This is a genomic window from Nitrospira sp. Ecomares 2.1 (genome assembly GCF_965152585.1).
On the sequence record NZ_OZ224219.1, the window covers coordinates 2924888 to 2943203 of the forward strand.

Consider the following 18316-nt stretch of genomic DNA (forward strand, 5'->3'; position numbering starts at 1 on the left):
CCATCAGGCTATTTTTTGACTTCCTTAAAAATTCCTGATCCGCCATTGGCCATCGGTATCCAGAATGAACTCCACTTCAAGAGGAAATTGCATGGGGCCGAATGCCAACGGTGCCGATGCCTGGGCCACAACCCGTGTTCCCTGCCCGTCCGTGAGATGCAGTGGCACTGCAAAGATAGCTGCCAGCTTATCCAAATGATCCTTGAGCACGGTCCAATCATGGCGCATGACCTCCCGTTTTCGAATTAGGATATGCGAAAGCGCCTGTTCAATATCGCCTTGCGCGAGCGCCCCCATCATGCCCGACCATTCGGCATTGAGCATAATTTCAAATGCCACTGGATCCAACACCTGGACTACTGCCGTGGCGTCAAATCTGTTTCCCATGGTATCCGACACACTTACTTTTGGCAGATACAACCCTGACTGGGTGAGGGTAACGGTCTGCTCCAAGAGGTCCGGTCCCTGGGCGTCAATGGCGCCATCGCCTTGGTAGTCCCATTGAATATTGGCCACCGGTTGATCGATATCGATGGACGCTCGAAGAGTAACCTGACTGGGTGCCACATTACGATCCGGCGACACTCGCAATTCCACTTGGTTAGTCACCATATCCGTAGTGTGGACTTGCATGGTGGAAGAGGCCCGCTGGCCGCAGGCATTGGTGGCTTGCACGAGGACAGTGGTGGGTCCGAGAGTTCCCGTTCCCTCACGGACGGGCACTTGATCAACCGCATAGGACGACCCGAAGACTTTAGCGGCTTGTTGATTGACGACCACCCCTACTGGGCTTGAACCACTGGTCATGACGCTTCCTTTCACCAACATGGTTGATTGATTAATGGTAGCATTGGCCAGCGGAGCGTCAATGGTCACAGCCAAACAATTGCCAGTACAGGCAATATAGGCCTGCAGTTGTGCGCCAACTGGACCCGTCACTCGCATCTCAAGATTATTCCGGGCTTGCACCACGATGGGCTGGGAAATCTGACTGTGGGCTGCCGTAAAATTTTGAGCCCCGATCACTTCCGTCCCATTCAAAAGAACAGTCCCCTGTGTCACCCGATTTGCACTTCCCGAGGTACCATTAATCATAACTAATTGGTAGTGTGCTGCTGATTCGCAGTTCGAAAAGTTCGCCTTAAAAATTTCTTCTCCCGTGCCATGTTTAACCCATGCCACCGGCCCCCAGATGGGTGTGAGACTTGTCGGTGTAGTGGAAAGAGTGACACCAAGATTCACGCTATTGGTATGACCGGCTCCATCCACCCCCCTAACAATCAAAGTATTGTCTCCTTCCTGTAAGACAACGCCATCGACAAGAAACACTCCTCCTGTGGCCGTCGCGGAAATTCCATTGACCGTGACTGAAGCGTTGGGATCATTGACGAATCCTGTTACCGTGATAGGACTCACCCCTACCACACTTCCTTCTGGAGGGCTAGTAATCAGCAAGGCCGGCAATCCGAGAGGTGCGGGAGCATGCGCAACGATAACGACTGTATCGGGATTGCTCGAAGCCTTTCCATCTGAAACCACGAGTGTTACGACATAGGTTCCAGGAATATCCGGAATAATGGTGGGCTGAGCGAAAGTAGGATTTAAAAGAGTCGCGGCACTCCCTTGAGCGCGGCTCTCCAACGACCATTGGAAGCTTAAGGCATCGCCCTCTACATCATGGGAACCGCTTCCATTGAGAGTGACTAATGAAAAGACGGGCACGCTTTGATCTTGTCCCGCATCGGCCACGGGGGGCCGGTTGCCTGCAGTAATCGCCACCGTGACGGGATCACTATTTCCCACCCCATCGTTGACGATCAGCTGAGCCACATATAATCCAACCAGATCTGCACCAAAGGTCGGTTGAATAGAAGTTGAGTTTGAAATTATTGCAGAGCTCCCTGTTGGTTTGGCGATAAGCGCCCATTGAAAGGTCAATGAGTTGCCATCCACATCATGGGAGCCGCTTCCATTGAGGTTGACAGTACTTCCTACCGGAACGGTTTGATCCTGGCCCGCCTGAGCTACCGGCTTGGAATTTTGAGTGGTGATCAGAACCATGTCCGGTGAGCTGTCTTCTTGCCCATCGTTCACTATCAGTTGCACCTGATAGGTCCCTGCCAGATCAACCAGGAAATCGGGCATGGACGAAGTCGGGTTGGAGAATGCGGCCCTACTTCCATTTGGGATGTTCACAAAGGACCAATTGAAACTCAGCGGGTCCCCGTCTACATCATGGGAATCATTTCCATTTAAAATGACCGATTGTGAGACAAACACGGTTTGATCTTGGCCCGCTCTGGCCACAGGAGGCGAATTGATCGTTGTTATCGTTACCGTATCGGGATCACTATCGACTGTCCCATCATTCACAATGAGTTGAAGTGTGTAGATTCCTGGAGTGTCAATCACCAGAGTAGGCATGATTGCCATGGTGTCAGAAAGCGTCGCGGTACTCCCTGCGGGCTGTGAGAGAATTGTCCACTTGTACGTCAGAAGATTCCCGTCCACATCGGTTGATTCGGTCCCATCAAGCTGCACCGTCATTCCAACCTGAACAGTCTGGTCAAACCCTGCGTGTGCCACTGCCGGAGTGTTTCCTCCCTGTCCCAACCCGAACCCTCCTTCTAATGCGATTGTGTTGTGGTTCCCCATTCGAACCCATTTACCCACAAACGCTCCGGTAGCCGTGCTTTCGGCTCTGAACCGTAAAAGGCCGTTAGGAGCATAGACCTTCGCCCGCACCTTACTGCCTTCCCCAAACTTTACCGCCTCCGGTGTGTCATCGATGGAACCTGTAGTTCCATTAATCCCAATCCCAATTATAAGGATATCAGCCGCAGTCAGAGTTGCTGCACCTGGTGCTGGACCAACAACCGTATGTCTGCGAGTATCGATCTGGCCCTTCACGCGAATCTCGACGGCCTTAGTCGCTAGAACTTGGGCATCTTCACGGATATCCCATTCCTGAAAGTGGTAAAGGCCGCCTGAAAGTGTGACAATGGCACCAGGTCGGGCTTTGAGCCGACCATAGCGTCCAGCCTGGAGTGTAAGGACTCCTCCGGCCGGCACATCGACATCCTTCGATCCAGGATGAACCGGAGGGACGGGAGGCAACTCGGAAACAAGTGGGAAGCTGACTGGTGTTGCCTGGGTCCCTAGGATCTGGCCCGGTCCTAAGAGTGTATTGACCAAAATATTCTGTATCCGAGAACCACTTTTCAATCTGACGGTATCTCCAATGATCCCGCTATTACTGTTTTGAACCACGACGTCGTGACCGATGGTCATTTCTTGCTCACCGTTCAGATAAGGACCGATACTCGTTTGATTTGCCCCAACATCTCCGCTGAAAATTGTACTACCCTGTCGAACCCAAACCCCCTCACTCCCTAGCACCACAAAATCCTGTGCGGCATTGGCCATTCCAGACATACTCAGAAACAAAAGGAACCCGACAACAATCCATGAGGAACTAGCATGCATTCGAAAAATTTTTGTCCAACTCCATGTCATTGAAGATATTCCCCTCTTTGCTATACACCCATGAATATTCAAAATGTAATTTCCTTAGGAGTGAAAGCTCCGGAAGTATGAGAGCGTAAGGTAATAGCGCATATACCCCGTTATAGGGGAAGCAATTTTTCAAAAAAAGGTGAATTTAAAAAATTATTGGATAGGAAGGATGAGCTGAGGAATCAGCTCTTCCTCCCCCAATAGATAGCGGCAAGGCCAAGCCCCTTAACTTGATAGTTCGTTCATGCTGACCACTATCGGGAAGACTGGGGGAGTACCGGTAAAAACATGTGAGTGTTGCTTAAATTCGTTGAGAGGATCACCAATAGATAGCCTAAAGGCTATCCCCAAAACAGACGGTTCGAATCCCACCGTACAATGAAAGTAAAAAAAATAATCGGATGAACAACACCATTACGACCAGAAAACACGGATTGGAACGCGGTACGAATAATGGCCTTGAAAAGGCGGCAGGTATGATGAATGAAAATGTCTACTCGAGGGGAAACACTCAATTATGAAAGCTGTGAATGACGCTGAGTAGCGTTGTTCTCTCAAATTTCCTAGAACCGTGAAGTTCCCACAATCGCCGGATTTCCAGAATACGCTCGCACTCAGAGTTGGGTTTTAGAAATTTGGTATTTTAGAAATTTGGTATTTTAGAAATTTTTGATATACCATTGATGATCCGATTCCCACACAAACTCCACCTCTAACGGAAATTGGATTTCCCCCATAGGCAGTGAATCCGCTAATTTGGCCACAGCTCGGAATCCTTGCCCATCTGTCAATTGAAGAGGAACGGAAAAAAGATGCGCAATGTCTCCTAAATGATCAGCCAGCACGATCCAATCCTGTCTCATGGCATCACGCTTTCTGGTCGCCACAAACGAGACAGCCCCTGCAACATTCTCCTTCGCTAATGCCGCCAGCATGCCCCTCCACCGGGCATTGAGAGCAGCTTCAAGATCTTCCGGATTCTCTACCACCACGTCAGCCGTCGCTTCAAAGGTTTGCCCCTGTTTATTGGTGACAATCACCCGAGGAGAATAATGGCCCGCATGTGAGAACGTGACAGTCTGAGAATGGAGTTGAGGCCCTTCTGCATCGAACCTTCCATCTCCGTCATAATCCCAGGCAATCATTTCCACTTCAGGGACCATATCTGTGGACACCCTCAAGCTCACCTTGCTCGGTACGACATCCCGCTCAGGGGACGCCCGGATGTGCACAAGAGTGCGTCCTGCTGTGATCCATGCCATAGGCAAGGCCAATTCCATGAGGACTAGGATGGCACCTGCGGATTTTCTCAGCCACAATACTGGCTTCATGTTTCCGTTCTCCTCTGAATCTTTCTGCTAACCCTCGTTTCCACTAAGAACAACCGGCAGGACTCACTGGGCAACTTGATCCATTTCTATCCGTCTCTAATTCGGACATGTATATTGATTTCATGAATGTAAATTTCATGGAAGCCCTCAACCTTAAGATGAACGGTTTCTCCAGGCAGGATCTTCACCTTCTGGGGAAATTTAGGTAAGAGGCAATTCTGGAGGGATCGATTAAATTTTCGACTATGTTCTCGTGAGGAAACGCGGCTGGGTGGGGAAAAGCGGCTTGGATAGCCTGTAGGGAAAGAATGCGATGGGACCAAACGTCAGTTCAGCTATCTCTTCCCTGCACAACGGGAATCTTCGATCGCTCAATTGAGCAAGCTCATGATGGAAAAAACCAACACAGGGCTCACCACCAAACAGGTTTACGAAAAGCAACTTCCTCTTTTCCGGATTCCACGTTGCGTTTGCCAAACATGACGGTGCCGATTTTTACCGCCCGAATGCCAGCCAAAAATTAAGTCGATGAGTCTGTGAGACTTCTTATTGGGCTCGAACCTTCCGGCAAGCTTTATTTCACCTCAAAACTATCCCCACCTAATTTTTAGCACAGCGGGGATCTGCTTTTTGAATGGCCGCGATCTTCTGATCATCGAATGGGATTGGGGCACAGCCATGCCCCTTTTCACAGACGAAGTCAAACCTGGCCGCTGGCTGATGACAACTTAAGCACGTGACCCCCTGCGAAACATTGACGACGTTGTCTCCCCGATCTTGAATTTTGGTGCCTTCTTTGGAGACTTCCAAAAAGAAGAATTCCCAGCCGTTCGTTTTTGGGAACTTGTCATGCGAATGTTTCACCATCGCCTCATGGGGAACAAGTTGCAGAATGGTTCCAACGGGATATTCCGTCTCCGGGACGCTGTCCCGTAAGATACGCTTGGCCTCTTTCAATTTTTCCGGATCGTCATGCTTGATCCGCGTATTTCTGACTTTCGGCAAATCGAGAATGCAACCGAACGTGTCCTCGGTCACCGTGATTTCCTGAGCTGACACGCTGGAAGTCTGACTGAACACAAGCCCCGCTACAAGACATATACAAACAGAGAGTTGGCAGAAGAACGCAATAAGTTGACGCATTGACCTACTCCTTTCATTCCGCCCTGACGAGCATCCCGCGAACGTGAATCTTAAGCTGTCCCCACTGTATACCCATTCATATTTCATCTATTCGGGGAGCAATTTTCGAAGCATCATACCTCAAGACAGAAGAATTAAGGAACAACTGACTATCGTGCTTTGAACCGCACTTCGGCAATGCTCGTTTTTTTGATTATTCCACTATTCCATATTGAACGGTGAAATGCCTGAGAAAAGGCGCTTTCTCAAGAACGCAAAACGGTTTTGAGCCTTTTTTTGTCGAACGGTATACCAGGAGAAAAAGCTTGATATCGCCGGGAATATCCGAAAAGGCAGGTGATTGCAGATGGGGATAATCCGGAAAGCATTCAGGCAAATGGCAGGTCTGCTTCCAGATTGTCGGGTGAGATTAACTGGGAATGGCTTCCTCTTCCTTGGCGTGGAGAAGAGCCATGAGCTCTTCACCCATCATGATTTCCGCCTTCAACAGGGTTTCGGCCCCGGTCAACAACACAGGTCGAAGCCTCGTCAACAATTCCCGGACGCGAATCCCTTGTTCTTCAATAAGGCGGCGCACTTCCTGATCGACCTGTTGAGCGGTGTGCTCGGAATAGGTGGGGGCGGAATGGCCCTCCATACTTTTCAAGAAGTTCGGCTGAACGGAATCGTCTAAAGCCACCGTTCCCAACATGTCACTCATGCCAAAATCTTTGACCATTCGCTTTGCGATCCTGGTCGCCTTCTGCAAATCATCTGCCGCACCGGTTGAGGCTTCTCCAAAGACTAGTTCCTCGGCAATACGTCCACCTAATAAGACGGCAATGCGATTTTCTAATTCAGAACGGGTGAATAAATACCTGTCTTCAATCGGGAGCTGTAACGTATAGCCCAAGGCCGCAACGCCGCGCGGAATGATCGAGATTTTTTGGACAGGGTCAGACCCGGGCAACGACATCGCCACCAATGCATGACCGACCTCATGATGGGCCACTCGTTTGCGTTCTTCCACACTGAGGACTCGGTTTCTCTTTTCCAGACCGGCAATCACCCGTTCCACGGCTTCCTCAAAATCCCGGTGTTCCGCCGTCTCCCGGCTTCGTCGGATGGCCAGTAGGGCCGCCTCATTCACCACGTTGGCTAAGTCGGCACCAACCATTCCCGGGGTCATTGCGGCAATTTTGTCTAAATCGACATCCGGAGCCACTTTAATGTTTTTGGCATGGATGGCCAAAATAGCGGCTCTTCCCGGCCGATCGGGGCGATCAACCAGCACCTGTCGATCAAAACGACCTGCACGCAACAGCGCCTGATCCAAAATTTCAGGCCGGTTGGTTGCGGCCAACATAATGACCCCCACTCGGGGATCAAACCCATCCATTTCCACCAATAATTGATTCAGCGTTTGTTCGCGTTCTTCATGCATCATGGGCCCCGTTCCTCGGGCTTTTCCCAATGCATCCAACTCATCTATGAAAATAATACATGGCGCCTTGGCGGTGGCTTGTTCAAACAAATCCCGCACGCGGGCCGCTCCGACTCCCACAAACATTTCCACAAACTCCGACCCGCTAATTGAAAAAAACGGCACACCGGCTTCTCCCGCAATCGCCTTCGCCAGCATAGTCTTTCCGGTGCCAGGGGGCCCGACCAGGAGCACACCCTTGGGGATCCGTCCCCCGATCTTAGTGAATTTTTCCGGGGTTTTTAAAAATTCAACCACTTCCATGAGTTCCACTTTAGCTTCATCGACCCCGGCCACATCACTCATGCGAGTCTTGATATCGCTTTCAATATAGACTTTAGCTTTGGATTTCCCGATTCGCATAAACCCGCCCCCAGCGCCTTGCCCCATCTTCCGCAAAATCCAAAACCAAATCCCGGCAAAGACCAGGATAGGGACGACCCAGGAAGCCACGTCCTTCCAGAGCGTACTAACGATGACGCCGGCAAATTCCACATGCTTTTCTTCCAACATGTTCACTAATTCCGGATCGTCCACCCGGACCGTCTGAAACCATTGAGGGCTATCCCCTCCTTTTTCAGATTTCAATTTTCCGTGAATAACCTTATCCGTAATAGAGATCTCAGCCACCTTATCTTGCTGAACCCAATCTTTAAATTGACTGTAGGGCACCTCATCCATATGTTGGGCAGCAAAATACATTTCCTGGAGAATAATGAGTCCCCAGAACGCAATAATGAAATACCAAATAGAGACCCGATATTTTTTTTCCATATTTGCTATCCTAACCTCTATTCCTGTGTGACGCTGAATCGCTAGTGGTGAACATTATCTTACTGTACCCAAGAATGAGAAATACGTCTATCCACATTGGACAAAATTCTTCACTGATTCGTTATTCCTGCCTAGCGGCAAATCTTGCCAACTTCTTTGTTCAGGCATTGGCCAGGAGTTGAAAAATCCCAGGATCTCTTGCAAGTACATCATGATGTAAGGAATTTTGATCGTCCGGGAAAGGCCTCTTTTGTCAAGCATGATCGCCAATTTCAACCCTCAGCTATTATGGATTCTCCTGGCCGGCTTCCTGGTTGGAGGGACAATCGCATGGGTCATCTGTTCCATTCTCTATCGAGGAAGGAAGATCCAAGCCTTACAAGAGACCGCCACTCGATTCGCCTCGGCGCAGGCCCAAACCGGAGAACTTCGGACCCAATTAGCCACCCTGCAGCAGGAACGTGATCGGATCTATCAAGAATTTCGTCTGATGGAAGTGGCCAAAGTGTCAGCCGAAACAAACCTTGAAAATACGCAACGGCACTTAGCCGAACAGCGGGCCTTGTTGGAAGATGCAAAATTGACCTTGTCGGATACCTTTCGATCGTTAGCCTCGGAAGCCCTGGCAGGAAACAATAGGGGATTTCTGACCCTGGCCGAGGAAAAATTTAAAGCACTCAAAGAAGAAGCGACGGCTTCCTTCGACCAACGCCACACCTCCATTGAATCCTTATTGCAGCCGCTCACCGAATCCCTGCGTACCTACCAAAAAGAATCTCAAGCGCTAGAAGATAAGCGGCTGCGCGAACTCAGTGTCGTGGGGGAACAGTTACGCCAATTAGCCTCTTCCCAGGCCACACTCCAGGCGGAAACATCTAAATTGGTCAATGCCTTACGGTCACCACAGGTTCGAGGACGCTGGGGGGAAATCGCACTCCGAAGAACCGCTGAATTAGCCGGCATGTCAGCCAACTGCGATTTTTTTGAACAGGAAAGCGTCTCCACCGAAACAGGACGGTTGCGTCCAGATATGATCGTCAGGCTCCCGGCAGGAAGAGATGTGGTAGTCGATTCCAAAGTACCGCTCAATGCGTTTTTAGATAGCCTGGAAACGCATACAGACGAAGACCGGGAAGCCGCCCTCAATCGGCATCTTGGTCAAGTGAAACGGCATATCAATCAATTAGCCTCAAAGGAATATTGGGATCAATTTCCAGCCGCTCCGGAATTTGTGGTCTTATTTATCCCCAATGATTCGTTCTTAGCGGCCGCCGCAGAGCGGGACCCTTCACTCGTCGAGTCGGCCTTAACGAAAAAAGTCGTCATCGCCACACCCACCACATTCATTGCCTTATTGCGAGCCATTGCCTATGGATGGCGTCAGGAACAAGTAGCTGAAGGGGCCCAACGCATCAGCATTCTTGGACAAGAACTCGCTGATCGCCTGAGCACACTGGCAGAGCATTTTGGGAGAATTGGACAGGCCTTGGGTCGGACAGTGGAGTCCTATAATGCGACTGTTACCTCATTGGAAAATCGGATCTGGCCCACGGCCAGAAAATTCAAATCACTCGGAATCAGTGCAAAAAAAGACCTCATGGATCTTAAATCCGTGGAACACATGCCCAAACCACCTGGTAGCATGGATTCCCAGCCGGAAGACTTTCCTTCTTCCTCATAAACAGGCATCCTTTACATTAATACACCATCAATAGGTTCAATTTTAGGTGGCACAGACGCTTCTCCCAGTTGTTGTCGTAAATCAATTTCAATATTACGGCAAATAGCATTCATGGGAACATCCTCGTTTTTTCCATCAAAGGGATCTTCAGTTCGACTTCCCACTCGTTCCATAATCGTAAACATGAATGCCAGCATCACGTAAATAGGAAGCATTTCCCATCCCAAATGTTGCACCAATGAGAAGGGAAGAAGTAACAGAAACATCCACACAAAAACCTTGGTGAAAAACCCATACTGCCGAGGCAAGGGTGTATTCTTTATTCGTTCACATTTCCCTTGAGCAACGTAAAAATGCTTAAGTGAATCCATCAGTCCCATCACATAGGCACGCGGGGCAATCCAGCCAGCGTCAAACACTTCCTGTAATCGCTTCGCTTGCCAATGATTCAGCTGCGTGGCTCTATTGGCAACATTCTCCAACCGATTTAACTCAGTCTTCGTGATGAATGAAGAAAGGAAATTCGAGACGTACCCCTCCCGCAGTTGTAAACGCAAAGCCTGCAAAAATGCGAGGTGCCGATAAATAAACTCTCGATGTAGTTCCTCGACCTGCGCAGGCTGAGCATCGCTGCCTTGGGGCGGTTGAATATAGACAAGAACTTGTGAGGCAAAATTTCTTGAATAATTAGTCAAATCACCCCATATGACCCTGGCCTCCCAGTACCGTTCATAGGCCGAATTATTTCGAAACGCCAATAAAATTGCGACAGCCGTTCCAAACACACTAATTCCGGTAAAGGGAAATGCGAGTTTTTCAAAAAAGAATTCTAAATTGAGTATGCAGACTCCGTAGCCGTACAGGATATAAAACAAGACAGCCCAACCGTCAATTTGCAAAAACCACTTGAACGGAAGCGTTCGTCTGACAATCATCAAGCCATCATTTCGTTATCGGGAATATCAATCTGATTGGGGAACGAAACATATTTCATTTTAGCCAATTTGCAACGCTCACAATCCGTCAAAAAGCAATGCAGAAATCACCCTCAGCCTCCAAGAGTAGTAGATTACCAAAACAAACACCGACAGACATGCCCCCGACCTAGTTTCGAGCTCTGCTATCGATTGGAAAAAGACCAGATGTTATAGCCCAAGCACGAGTTTTTGCCAACATCCGTTGGTCCCTCTCTCGATATAGCAAGGTAATCCTTTAAGTTTGAGTCTTATGCCATCAAGCACAACTGGGATAACACACTCACCCCGGTCACATGTTAGGTCTCCGGCTGACCTCAAACACAGAATGGGGAATGGTTAAGTTAAGAGGAATTTACTCGCCGCATTGCTCAGGCCCAACGATTTTCCCGAAGGACTCTGCTATCAACGACTGATCATTGAAAACCAAGAATCACTGTTTTGTTGACATGCCATATATTTAGATTCATTCGGTGGGTAGCCTGCTGACGCTCGAGGAAATATCGCCTTAGATGCATTCCTCGGCCTTCCTTTTTGCCTGACGCGCTAGAGAATTCCATGCCACCTCGCTTCTTTCAATTGCTAATGAGCCTGGAACTTGGCCTTTTGAATGTTTGCGCTATTCTTTCTTAAGTAACCTGAAATTGGTATTATATCCCTAGTAATTCCAAGTTTTGGTTAAAGATTTTTCTTTATTGGAAAGGATGAGGTATCGCACGTGAGAGCAGGAATCACTAGCAGATTGACAACAGATAGGGAAAATGGCCTGGAAGCAGCAAGGAAACAGTTGTCTGCCAGATTGAGACTAAGTGCATGTCTTTTGATGATCCTGACTTTGGTGGCTCCTTCAACGTCAACCTGGGCCGCCACAGGTGAAAGCTCGGCACCTCTCTCCAAATTTTTAGAAATTCCACTGGAAGGTACAAGTATCCCTGATAAACTCAGATTCCCTCTGCATGAGCAGAATGGTGTTCAATATTTCAGCGCTGGATTAGGTAAAGAGGAACGGAGCCTGTCATACCCAGCCTATTCCCTTAAATTGATCTTTGTGAAAGGTGAACGTGCTTTCTTAGCTGGCGTGGCAGTTGAAGTGATCAACTCGGAGCAGGCGACGCTCGTGTCTATTCCGGGTGAGGAGGTACAAGGTCCTTGGTTATTTCTCAACCTTCCTCCGGGAAAATATGTGGTCAAAGCAACCGATTCAAGTGGGGCCACTATTGAAAAAAGCATTACCCTATCAGGGGGAAAGACCACACCTGTTCACTTTCGCTGGTAGTTGGACCGTTTTCATCTCCAGGAATTTTCGGGATTTTCCGTAATTTACCCCCAAACTCAGGCTCTTGAGAGACCAATTCCCCTTGGTCTCCTCATTTTTTCGTTCTTTTATTTTATGGGTTTTTTTACTTAGCATTAAGGACGTAGCTGTATATACTAATTATCGATTCAATCTGTTTAATTCTTAAAGGTTTATTCCCACTTATGAAAGTTATTGTTGCTCTGTAAATACAATTATGAGGATTTTTTAATATTGGATTAATCTTGACTTAAGCTCAAAGAGCTATATCTAACAACAAGACATTATATTAGATATGTCATGACAATCAGGAAAAAGGAGATACATATGGGACATTTTGGAATACAAAAAAAGACCCCGACAGCAGGGAAAAGTCCCATCAAGCATGAAACGGCTGAAGCCAATCCTTCAACAAAAGTGGGGGATCCAAGGCATTCGGATACATGCACACGGTGCGGAGGGTTTATGGTCTCCCATTGGTGCATGAATGTGAACTATGATGCTGGTGGAATGGAAATTTTGACCAAGCGATGCTTGCAATGCGGCGAAGTCATTGATCCCGTAATATTGGAAAATCGCCTCAACCCTCAACGAGAGGCGATGAAGAAAAAGACTCGTCCGCTCCTCTCCAGGCCTTTAGCGTCATCGACTAAAGGCAAGAGATCAGGGATGAGTTGTACTCCTATCGCTTAACTTTAGGCATCTCATACTCGAGGGTGCTTTTTGAACCACCCACGAGGAAGAGCCGGAATTTGCCTCCTGAGGATTTGAAGACTGCTTAGGTTGTTTAGTCTATCCTCCCCAGGATAATCCCAGGGCGCAACGCTCCCCTCTTCCTTGTGGGTCCCATCTCAGAGGAAGATGAGATGAGCGTTTCTGACAGTCTTTCCCCCTCTTATTCCCTTTTTCCTCATACAACCCTCTTACCGTTTCTGCATATAAAAGGAGAGAACAATGACCATTTTTCGCGTCATCATGAGTTTTCTCCTTTTACTCCTTCCACAAATCGCCTCGGCACAATTTGATGATTTTTTGAAAGAGATCGATAAATTATCTCTTCCTGGCGCAAAAACCCTCGGTGACGACAAAATCATATCCGGTCTTAAAGAAGCTCTCACCGTCGGGACGGAAAATACCGTGAAACTCACTGGCAACCCAGACGGCTTTCTAAAAAATGAAGCCATTAGAATCTTACTACCGGAGGAACTTCAATCCATGGACAAAGCTCTTCGACTAGCTGGATTCGGCCCTCAGGTTGATGAGTTGGTGGTCAGCATGAACCGAGCCGCTGAACAGGCGGCTCCCTTGGCTAAGCCTATATTTAAGGACGCGGTCGCCAACATGAGCTTTGACGATGCCAAGAAAATTCTGAATGGAAAAGATACCGCAGCAACCGATTACTTCCAAGGAAAAACCCGCGATCAACTGGCCATAGCCTTTAAGCCTGAAGTGGAGAAGACCATGAGTCAAGTCGGGGTAACCAAACAATATAAGGATTTGGTTGGACAGTATACGACCCTACCGTTTGTCACAGTACCCGCGTTTAATTTGGACGACTATGTTGTCGGGAAAAGCTTGGACGGGCTGTTTCTCATTCTGGGGGAGGAAGAGAAAAAAATTCGAACAAACCCCACAGCACGCGTCACAGATTTACTCAAGGATGTGTTCGGAAAATAATTTGCAAATTTATCATCCCAAATTATAGAGGTCTTAGGGAAAATGAACCAACCGATTATCGGATTCCATCAGGATGATGTAGATGATTGGGTAGCCGATCTGGCCTGTGGCCACGGGCAGCATGTCCGACATCAACCCCCACTCAGTTTTCGGCCCTGGGTCTTATCGCCAGAAGGCCGGCGAGCACATCTCAAAGCGATTCTCAATTGCAAAAAATGTGACGAGGAATCACCCCTCCCCTCAAAAGGGTCAATCTAACCAACATTTCCTAATCCATAACTTTTCTCCTCACCAAACAAAATATTCATCGCAACCCGTGCAGAATTAAGGGTTGTGCCACATCGCTCCGTCCGCCCCTTGGTCACCTCCCTGATGAGTAATTTTCAGGGTATCCCCATTTTTTACCATGGCTTCCAAGGTGGAAATTTTCTGATTAATTGTCAACATGAGTTCATTGGCATGGAGGAAAGGCATTAACCCTTGAAAGTGATCTGGAAAGTCCTCTAGCAATTGGCCGATAGTGGTGGGGCTCTCTAACGAAATTTCCACCTCAGGATCTTCAACCGCTTCACGAAGTGAAAGACCAAATATCAAAATTTTTACCATTCGAAGTCCCTCGTCCAAAAATACATTTCGATCCCAATCTCAACTATAACAACGTTATCCTGCCGAAGCACACACCTGAGACCCAATGTCCCATCACCTTTATTTCCTTTTTGAATGGTCCCGCATGACCTGCGCAATATGTTTGACCTCTGCTATCCCACGAAGTCCATTTTTCAACTGAATCATACAGGCAGGGCAACTCGTTGCCACCACCTGAGCCCCGCTCTCTTGAATAGCCCGCTTCTTACGCTGGAAAATTTTCTGAGAGGTTTCATAATTCTTGATCATATACGTACCCGCTCCTCCCGCGCATCGATCGGCGTCCTGCATTTCGACAAATTCAAGGTCGACCACCGAGGCTAGCAGATCTCGAGGGGCTTGGGACACACCGGCGGCACGAAGATGGCAGGACGAATGGTAGGTCACTTTCGCCGACTTTCCATCAGGCGGCGTCGGAGTTCGGCGCGTATTGTCTGACACCATCCCCTGTTCAACAAGAAATTCAGAGATATGCTTCACTCGTTTACGTAAATCAATAGCTGCGGCTTCCTCCGGCTCCCCATGAAACAGGGTGGCATAATCTTTCAGGCTTAACGTACAGGAGGCACAGCTGGTGACCACGGTGGAAAATGACGCCAGGTGAGCCAGATTTTCTCGCGCGCCTTCTTTGACCAAATTCCTCAACCCGTAGGTTTCAATCGGGGTACCAGAGCATCGTTGTGGAGGAAGAGCGACCGTCACACCATAATCGGCTAAAAGCCCGATCACCGCATCCCCCACCCCATCCTCAAAATAGTTGGCCGCACACCCATGAAAATACGCAACTGAAGCCTGTCGGAGATGTTCGGAATGACTCAGTTCCGGATACCGATCACGCAAATGCCGTTTAGCAAGGGTCGGCAGAACCATATCTCGGGGAACCTTTGCCGTGAGAGCCAACTTTCGCAACAACGGGCGAGTCAGCTTTTCCAACATGCCTCGAATAACCGGACGATCCCAAAAAGACTGGGTCCATGCCATGAGCTTCAATAAGGGATGAAAAAACCATTGACGGGCATGGAGGGCAAAGATCCAACCGGCCAGCCGGTTGGGATGTTCCGCACGTCGCTGAAGAATCAGTTCGGACACATCAACCCCGGCCGGACAAATGGTCCGGCAGGACTTGCAATTCAAACAGGCTTCGACCACCCGTTCCGATTGCAGGTAGGAGTAATCCGAAGCCGTCACAATCTCGAACCATCCGCGCGCACTCATATCTTCAGACTGAAACACATCATACACGGGACACACAGAATTACATTTGGCGCACGTTGCACAGGATTTGCCCATGCGCTCCACATCAATATGTTCCGTAAACGACATTTCACTGATTTTCACACCAGGATTCATCATCCCCTGCGAATCGAACGCCTGCTTCACTCGAACAAAAAGCTGATATACCTCTTTGCCATACATCAAACGAACGGTCTCGGCCCGAATACGCCCGTCTCCATGCTCTCCACAAATAGATCCGTCAAACCGGTCTAAAATCGTCCGGTGAATCTCCCGGTGGGCCTCGACCATCGCATCAACATCATGTTGATTGTGCAAATCGAGCAACGGCACAATATGAGCGTTGCCATTTCCCACATGTCCAAAAATGGCGACCGGTACTGATCGTCGTCCAAAATACTCTTCCAAATACCGGATCAACTCTCCGGTGCGGGAGGCGGGCACCACGACATCATCGACAAAATTGATGGGTTTTTTTTGAGGATCAAATCGATAGAGCATTGGAAATAATGCCTTGCGGGCCTTCCACAATTCCGCTTGCTGGACCGGGTCGGAAGCCAACCTCACTTCCCCGGTGAGTGGAAACCGTCGGCACATCTCCAGCAGCCGATTACGACGCTCGGTGCCTTCGCCTTCATCAAATTCTATGAGCAGCGTGGCCGCCGCATCTGATGGAATGCTATAGCGATCTCGCCCGATTAAATTCAACGAATTCCCATCCATCACTTCCAACGCATTGGGGCTCAACTCCAATAAGTGGGGAACCGATTCGCCCATACCCTCCAGGTGTCGAAAATGGATCAGCCCCGTCACGGTGGCATCAGGTCGTTTAACCAACTTGACTCTCGCTTCACTGACAATGCCAAGGGTTCCCTCACTGCCGATAAATAATTTTGGGACATCAAATACTCCTCGGTCCAGTCCATCGACCAAATCAAAGACGTTATAGCCTGAACTATTCTTACTCACCTTGGGGCGTCTGGCGCGGATCAACTCTTGGTCATCTTGAATCATGGTCCACACCGCCTTTAAGGATGGATACCCTTTCAACAATGAGGTATGAACCGGTCCTCCAATATCAACAGACTGAGCATCAAGCCAACCCTCAGTGAGCAGCCGAACCCGGAGAGTATGAACATTGTCCTTGACCGATCCATAACGAAGCGTATGTGGACCAGCGGAATTGTTGCCGAGCATGCCTCCTAATTTGCACATATCCCCGCTTGAAGGATCCGGCCCATACATCAACCCCACAGCTGCCAACTGCTTATTGAATTCGGATAGCACCAGGCCTGGTTGTATTCTGGCCCACTGCTCGTCTCGATTCACCTCAAGTAAGCGATTCATTCTGGAGATATCCACGATAATACCGGCCCCGATGGCCGATCCGGTCAGATTCGTTCCGGCTGCCCGTGGAGTCAGAGGCACTCCGGCCTTGACGGCATAGTCCATCACGGCATCAATGTCCTCTTCTGTTTCAGGAAGCACAACCACTTGCGGGGGAATTTTGTAGATACTGGCATCGACGGAATAGGCTTTCAGCGTGGCCCAATCCCACCGAACTTTATCCGGCCCCAATCTTTTGGCTAAATCGGAGCCCAGGGAAGGTTTCTTTTCAGGTAGTAACAGGGTCATAGGAACTCTTTCTGCTTCCTACGCGGATCGGACACAACCCTTGTCAGAGAGAAAACAGGGAGGAAAACAAGCAGACCAGCAGAACGCATGGCCTCCCTGTCGATTTAGGCGGAAAGATCGGTGACCCGGGATTCTCCCTCATTTTCCTCAGGTGCAAAGGGAAGCTCCATAGGGAATTGCTCAGGGTTACCCAACTCTTTGAGTTCTTTCAGTGGAGGCAGATCTCGCAAGTCCCGCAGGCCAAACCGTTGAAGAAACTGCTTGCTCGTTCCATACAAAATCGGTCGACCGGGGATATCCTGCCGTCCGACGATCCGGATTAACTTCTGATCCAGGAGAGTCCGCAATACTCCCGAGGTTTCTACACCCCGAATTTTTTCAATATCTGCTCTGGTAATGGGCTGTTTATAACTCACAATCGCCAGGGCTTCCAGTGCTGACCGGGAAACCTTGGCTGCCGGTTTGGCCTTGCTGGTTAATCGCTTGATATACAGACTCTGCTCAGGTCGCGTCACCATGACATACCCACCGGCCACTTCCAATATCTGCAAGCCACGCCCAGCCGCCTCATACTCCGCTTGGAGATATTCCATCGCGGTTTTAACAGCCGATTTAGGGACTCCTTCGAGGACCAGAGCCAGCTTTTCAAGACTCAGAGGATCATGCGAAACAAAAAGCAGGGCCTCAATCGCACCTTTGAGTTCATCAAGGTCTAACGTGATCTTCTGGTCTACGTTCTCGGAAATCGTGACCTCTTCTGCGTCACAACCCTCCTCTGAGGGCTCACATAGGGTGGGGTCTTCCTTCACCTCGGCATCGAGAGTATCTGAAGCTTGGTGTCCATTGGTGAGTGCGTCCATCATGTTATATCGTCCTCCCCTGCGGACTGAACCGATTCATCCCACACTGCCACAGGCAACATTCACCCAGGCTATTCCGAAGTCCCCCCAT

The 18316-nt window shown here is 49.1% G+C and carries 13 protein-coding genes; 5 read left to right on the forward strand and 8 right to left on the reverse strand.

The genetic code is table 11. From position 1 onward, the window contains the following. Positions 1–24 precede the first annotated feature (24 nt). From ACWHYD_RS12850 to ftsH, 4 genes are all read right to left on the reverse strand, one after another. The gene (locus ACWHYD_RS12850; RefSeq protein WP_447962432.1) at positions 25–3516 is read right to left on the reverse strand and encodes a PKD domain-containing protein; all 3492 of its coding nucleotides are present in this window, start codon (positions 3514–3516) and stop codon (positions 25–27) included. A 659-nt stretch (positions 3517–4175) separates the two neighbouring features. After that, positions 4176–4847, reverse strand: a complete 672-nt coding sequence (locus ACWHYD_RS12855; RefSeq protein WP_447962433.1) for a hypothetical protein — start codon at positions 4845–4847, stop codon at positions 4176–4178. A 600-nt stretch (positions 4848–5447) separates the two neighbouring features. Continuing rightward, the gene (locus ACWHYD_RS12860) at positions 5448–5990 is read right to left on the reverse strand and encodes a hypothetical protein (RefSeq protein WP_447962434.1); all 543 of its coding nucleotides are present in this window, start codon (positions 5988–5990) and stop codon (positions 5448–5450) included. 409 nt (positions 5991–6399) lie between these two features. Next, the gene (ftsH, locus tag ACWHYD_RS12865) at positions 6400–8226 is read right to left on the reverse strand and encodes an ATP-dependent zinc metalloprotease FtsH (RefSeq protein ID WP_447962435.1); all 1827 of its coding nucleotides are present in this window, start codon (positions 8224–8226) and stop codon (positions 6400–6402) included. Between the two features lie 259 nt (positions 8227–8485). Here ftsH and rmuC point away from each other — a divergent pair, with 259 nt between their 5' ends. Further along, the gene (rmuC, locus tag ACWHYD_RS12870; RefSeq protein ID WP_447965871.1) at positions 8486–9907 is read left to right on the forward strand and encodes a DNA recombination protein RmuC; all 1422 of its coding nucleotides are present in this window, start codon (positions 8486–8488) and stop codon (positions 9905–9907) included. An 11-nt stretch (positions 9908–9918) separates the two neighbouring features. Here rmuC and ACWHYD_RS12875 read toward each other — a convergent pair whose 3' ends face one another. Further along, positions 9919–10842: a bestrophin family protein gene (locus ACWHYD_RS12875; RefSeq protein WP_447962436.1), complete on the reverse strand. Its 924-nt coding sequence runs from the start codon at positions 10840–10842 to the stop codon at positions 9919–9921. A gap of 757 nt (positions 10843–11599) precedes the next feature. On the opposite strand from ACWHYD_RS12875, the gene ACWHYD_RS12880 reads away from it, so the two are divergent. The 4 genes from ACWHYD_RS12880 to ACWHYD_RS12895 all read left to right on the forward strand — a co-directional run bounded on the left by ACWHYD_RS12880 (position 11600) and on the right by ACWHYD_RS12895 (position 14110). Further along, a complete protein-coding gene (locus ACWHYD_RS12880) occupies positions 11600–12157 on the forward strand; it encodes a carboxypeptidase-like regulatory domain-containing protein (protein ID WP_447962437.1) in 558 nt (185 codons plus the stop codon). Positions 12158–12502: 345 nt separating this feature from the next. Continuing rightward, positions 12503–12868: a hypothetical protein gene (locus ACWHYD_RS12885; RefSeq protein WP_447962438.1), complete on the forward strand. Its 366-nt coding sequence runs from the start codon at positions 12503–12505 to the stop codon at positions 12866–12868. A gap of 261 nt (positions 12869–13129) precedes the next feature. Further along, positions 13130–13852 carry a DUF4197 domain-containing protein gene (locus ACWHYD_RS12890; protein ID WP_447962439.1) on the forward strand — a complete coding sequence of 241 codons (723 nt, stop codon included), beginning with the start codon at positions 13130–13132 and terminating at the stop codon, positions 13850–13852. A 42-nt stretch (positions 13853–13894) separates the two neighbouring features. Continuing rightward, positions 13895–14110: a DUF3565 domain-containing protein gene (locus ACWHYD_RS12895; RefSeq protein WP_447962440.1), complete on the forward strand. Its 216-nt coding sequence runs from the start codon at positions 13895–13897 to the stop codon at positions 14108–14110. A 66-nt stretch (positions 14111–14176) separates the two neighbouring features. Here the strand turns inward: ACWHYD_RS12895 and ACWHYD_RS12900 are convergent, their stop codons facing one another. The 3 genes from ACWHYD_RS12900 to scpB form a co-directional block, all read right to left on the reverse strand. Further along, the gene (locus tag ACWHYD_RS12900) at positions 14177–14458 is read right to left on the reverse strand and encodes a MoaD/ThiS family protein (RefSeq protein WP_447962441.1); all 282 of its coding nucleotides are present in this window, start codon (positions 14456–14458) and stop codon (positions 14177–14179) included. Between the two features lie 99 nt (positions 14459–14557). Then, the gene (locus ACWHYD_RS12905) at positions 14558–17365 is read right to left on the reverse strand and encodes an FAD-binding and (Fe-S)-binding domain-containing protein (protein ID WP_447962442.1); all 2808 of its coding nucleotides are present in this window, start codon (positions 17363–17365) and stop codon (positions 14558–14560) included. A 104-nt stretch (positions 17366–17469) separates the two neighbouring features. Then, entirely contained in the window at positions 17470–18228 is a 759-nt protein-coding gene (gene scpB / locus ACWHYD_RS12910) for an SMC-Scp complex subunit ScpB (RefSeq protein ID WP_447962443.1), read from the reverse strand. Between the last annotated feature and the right edge of the window lie 88 nt (positions 18229–18316).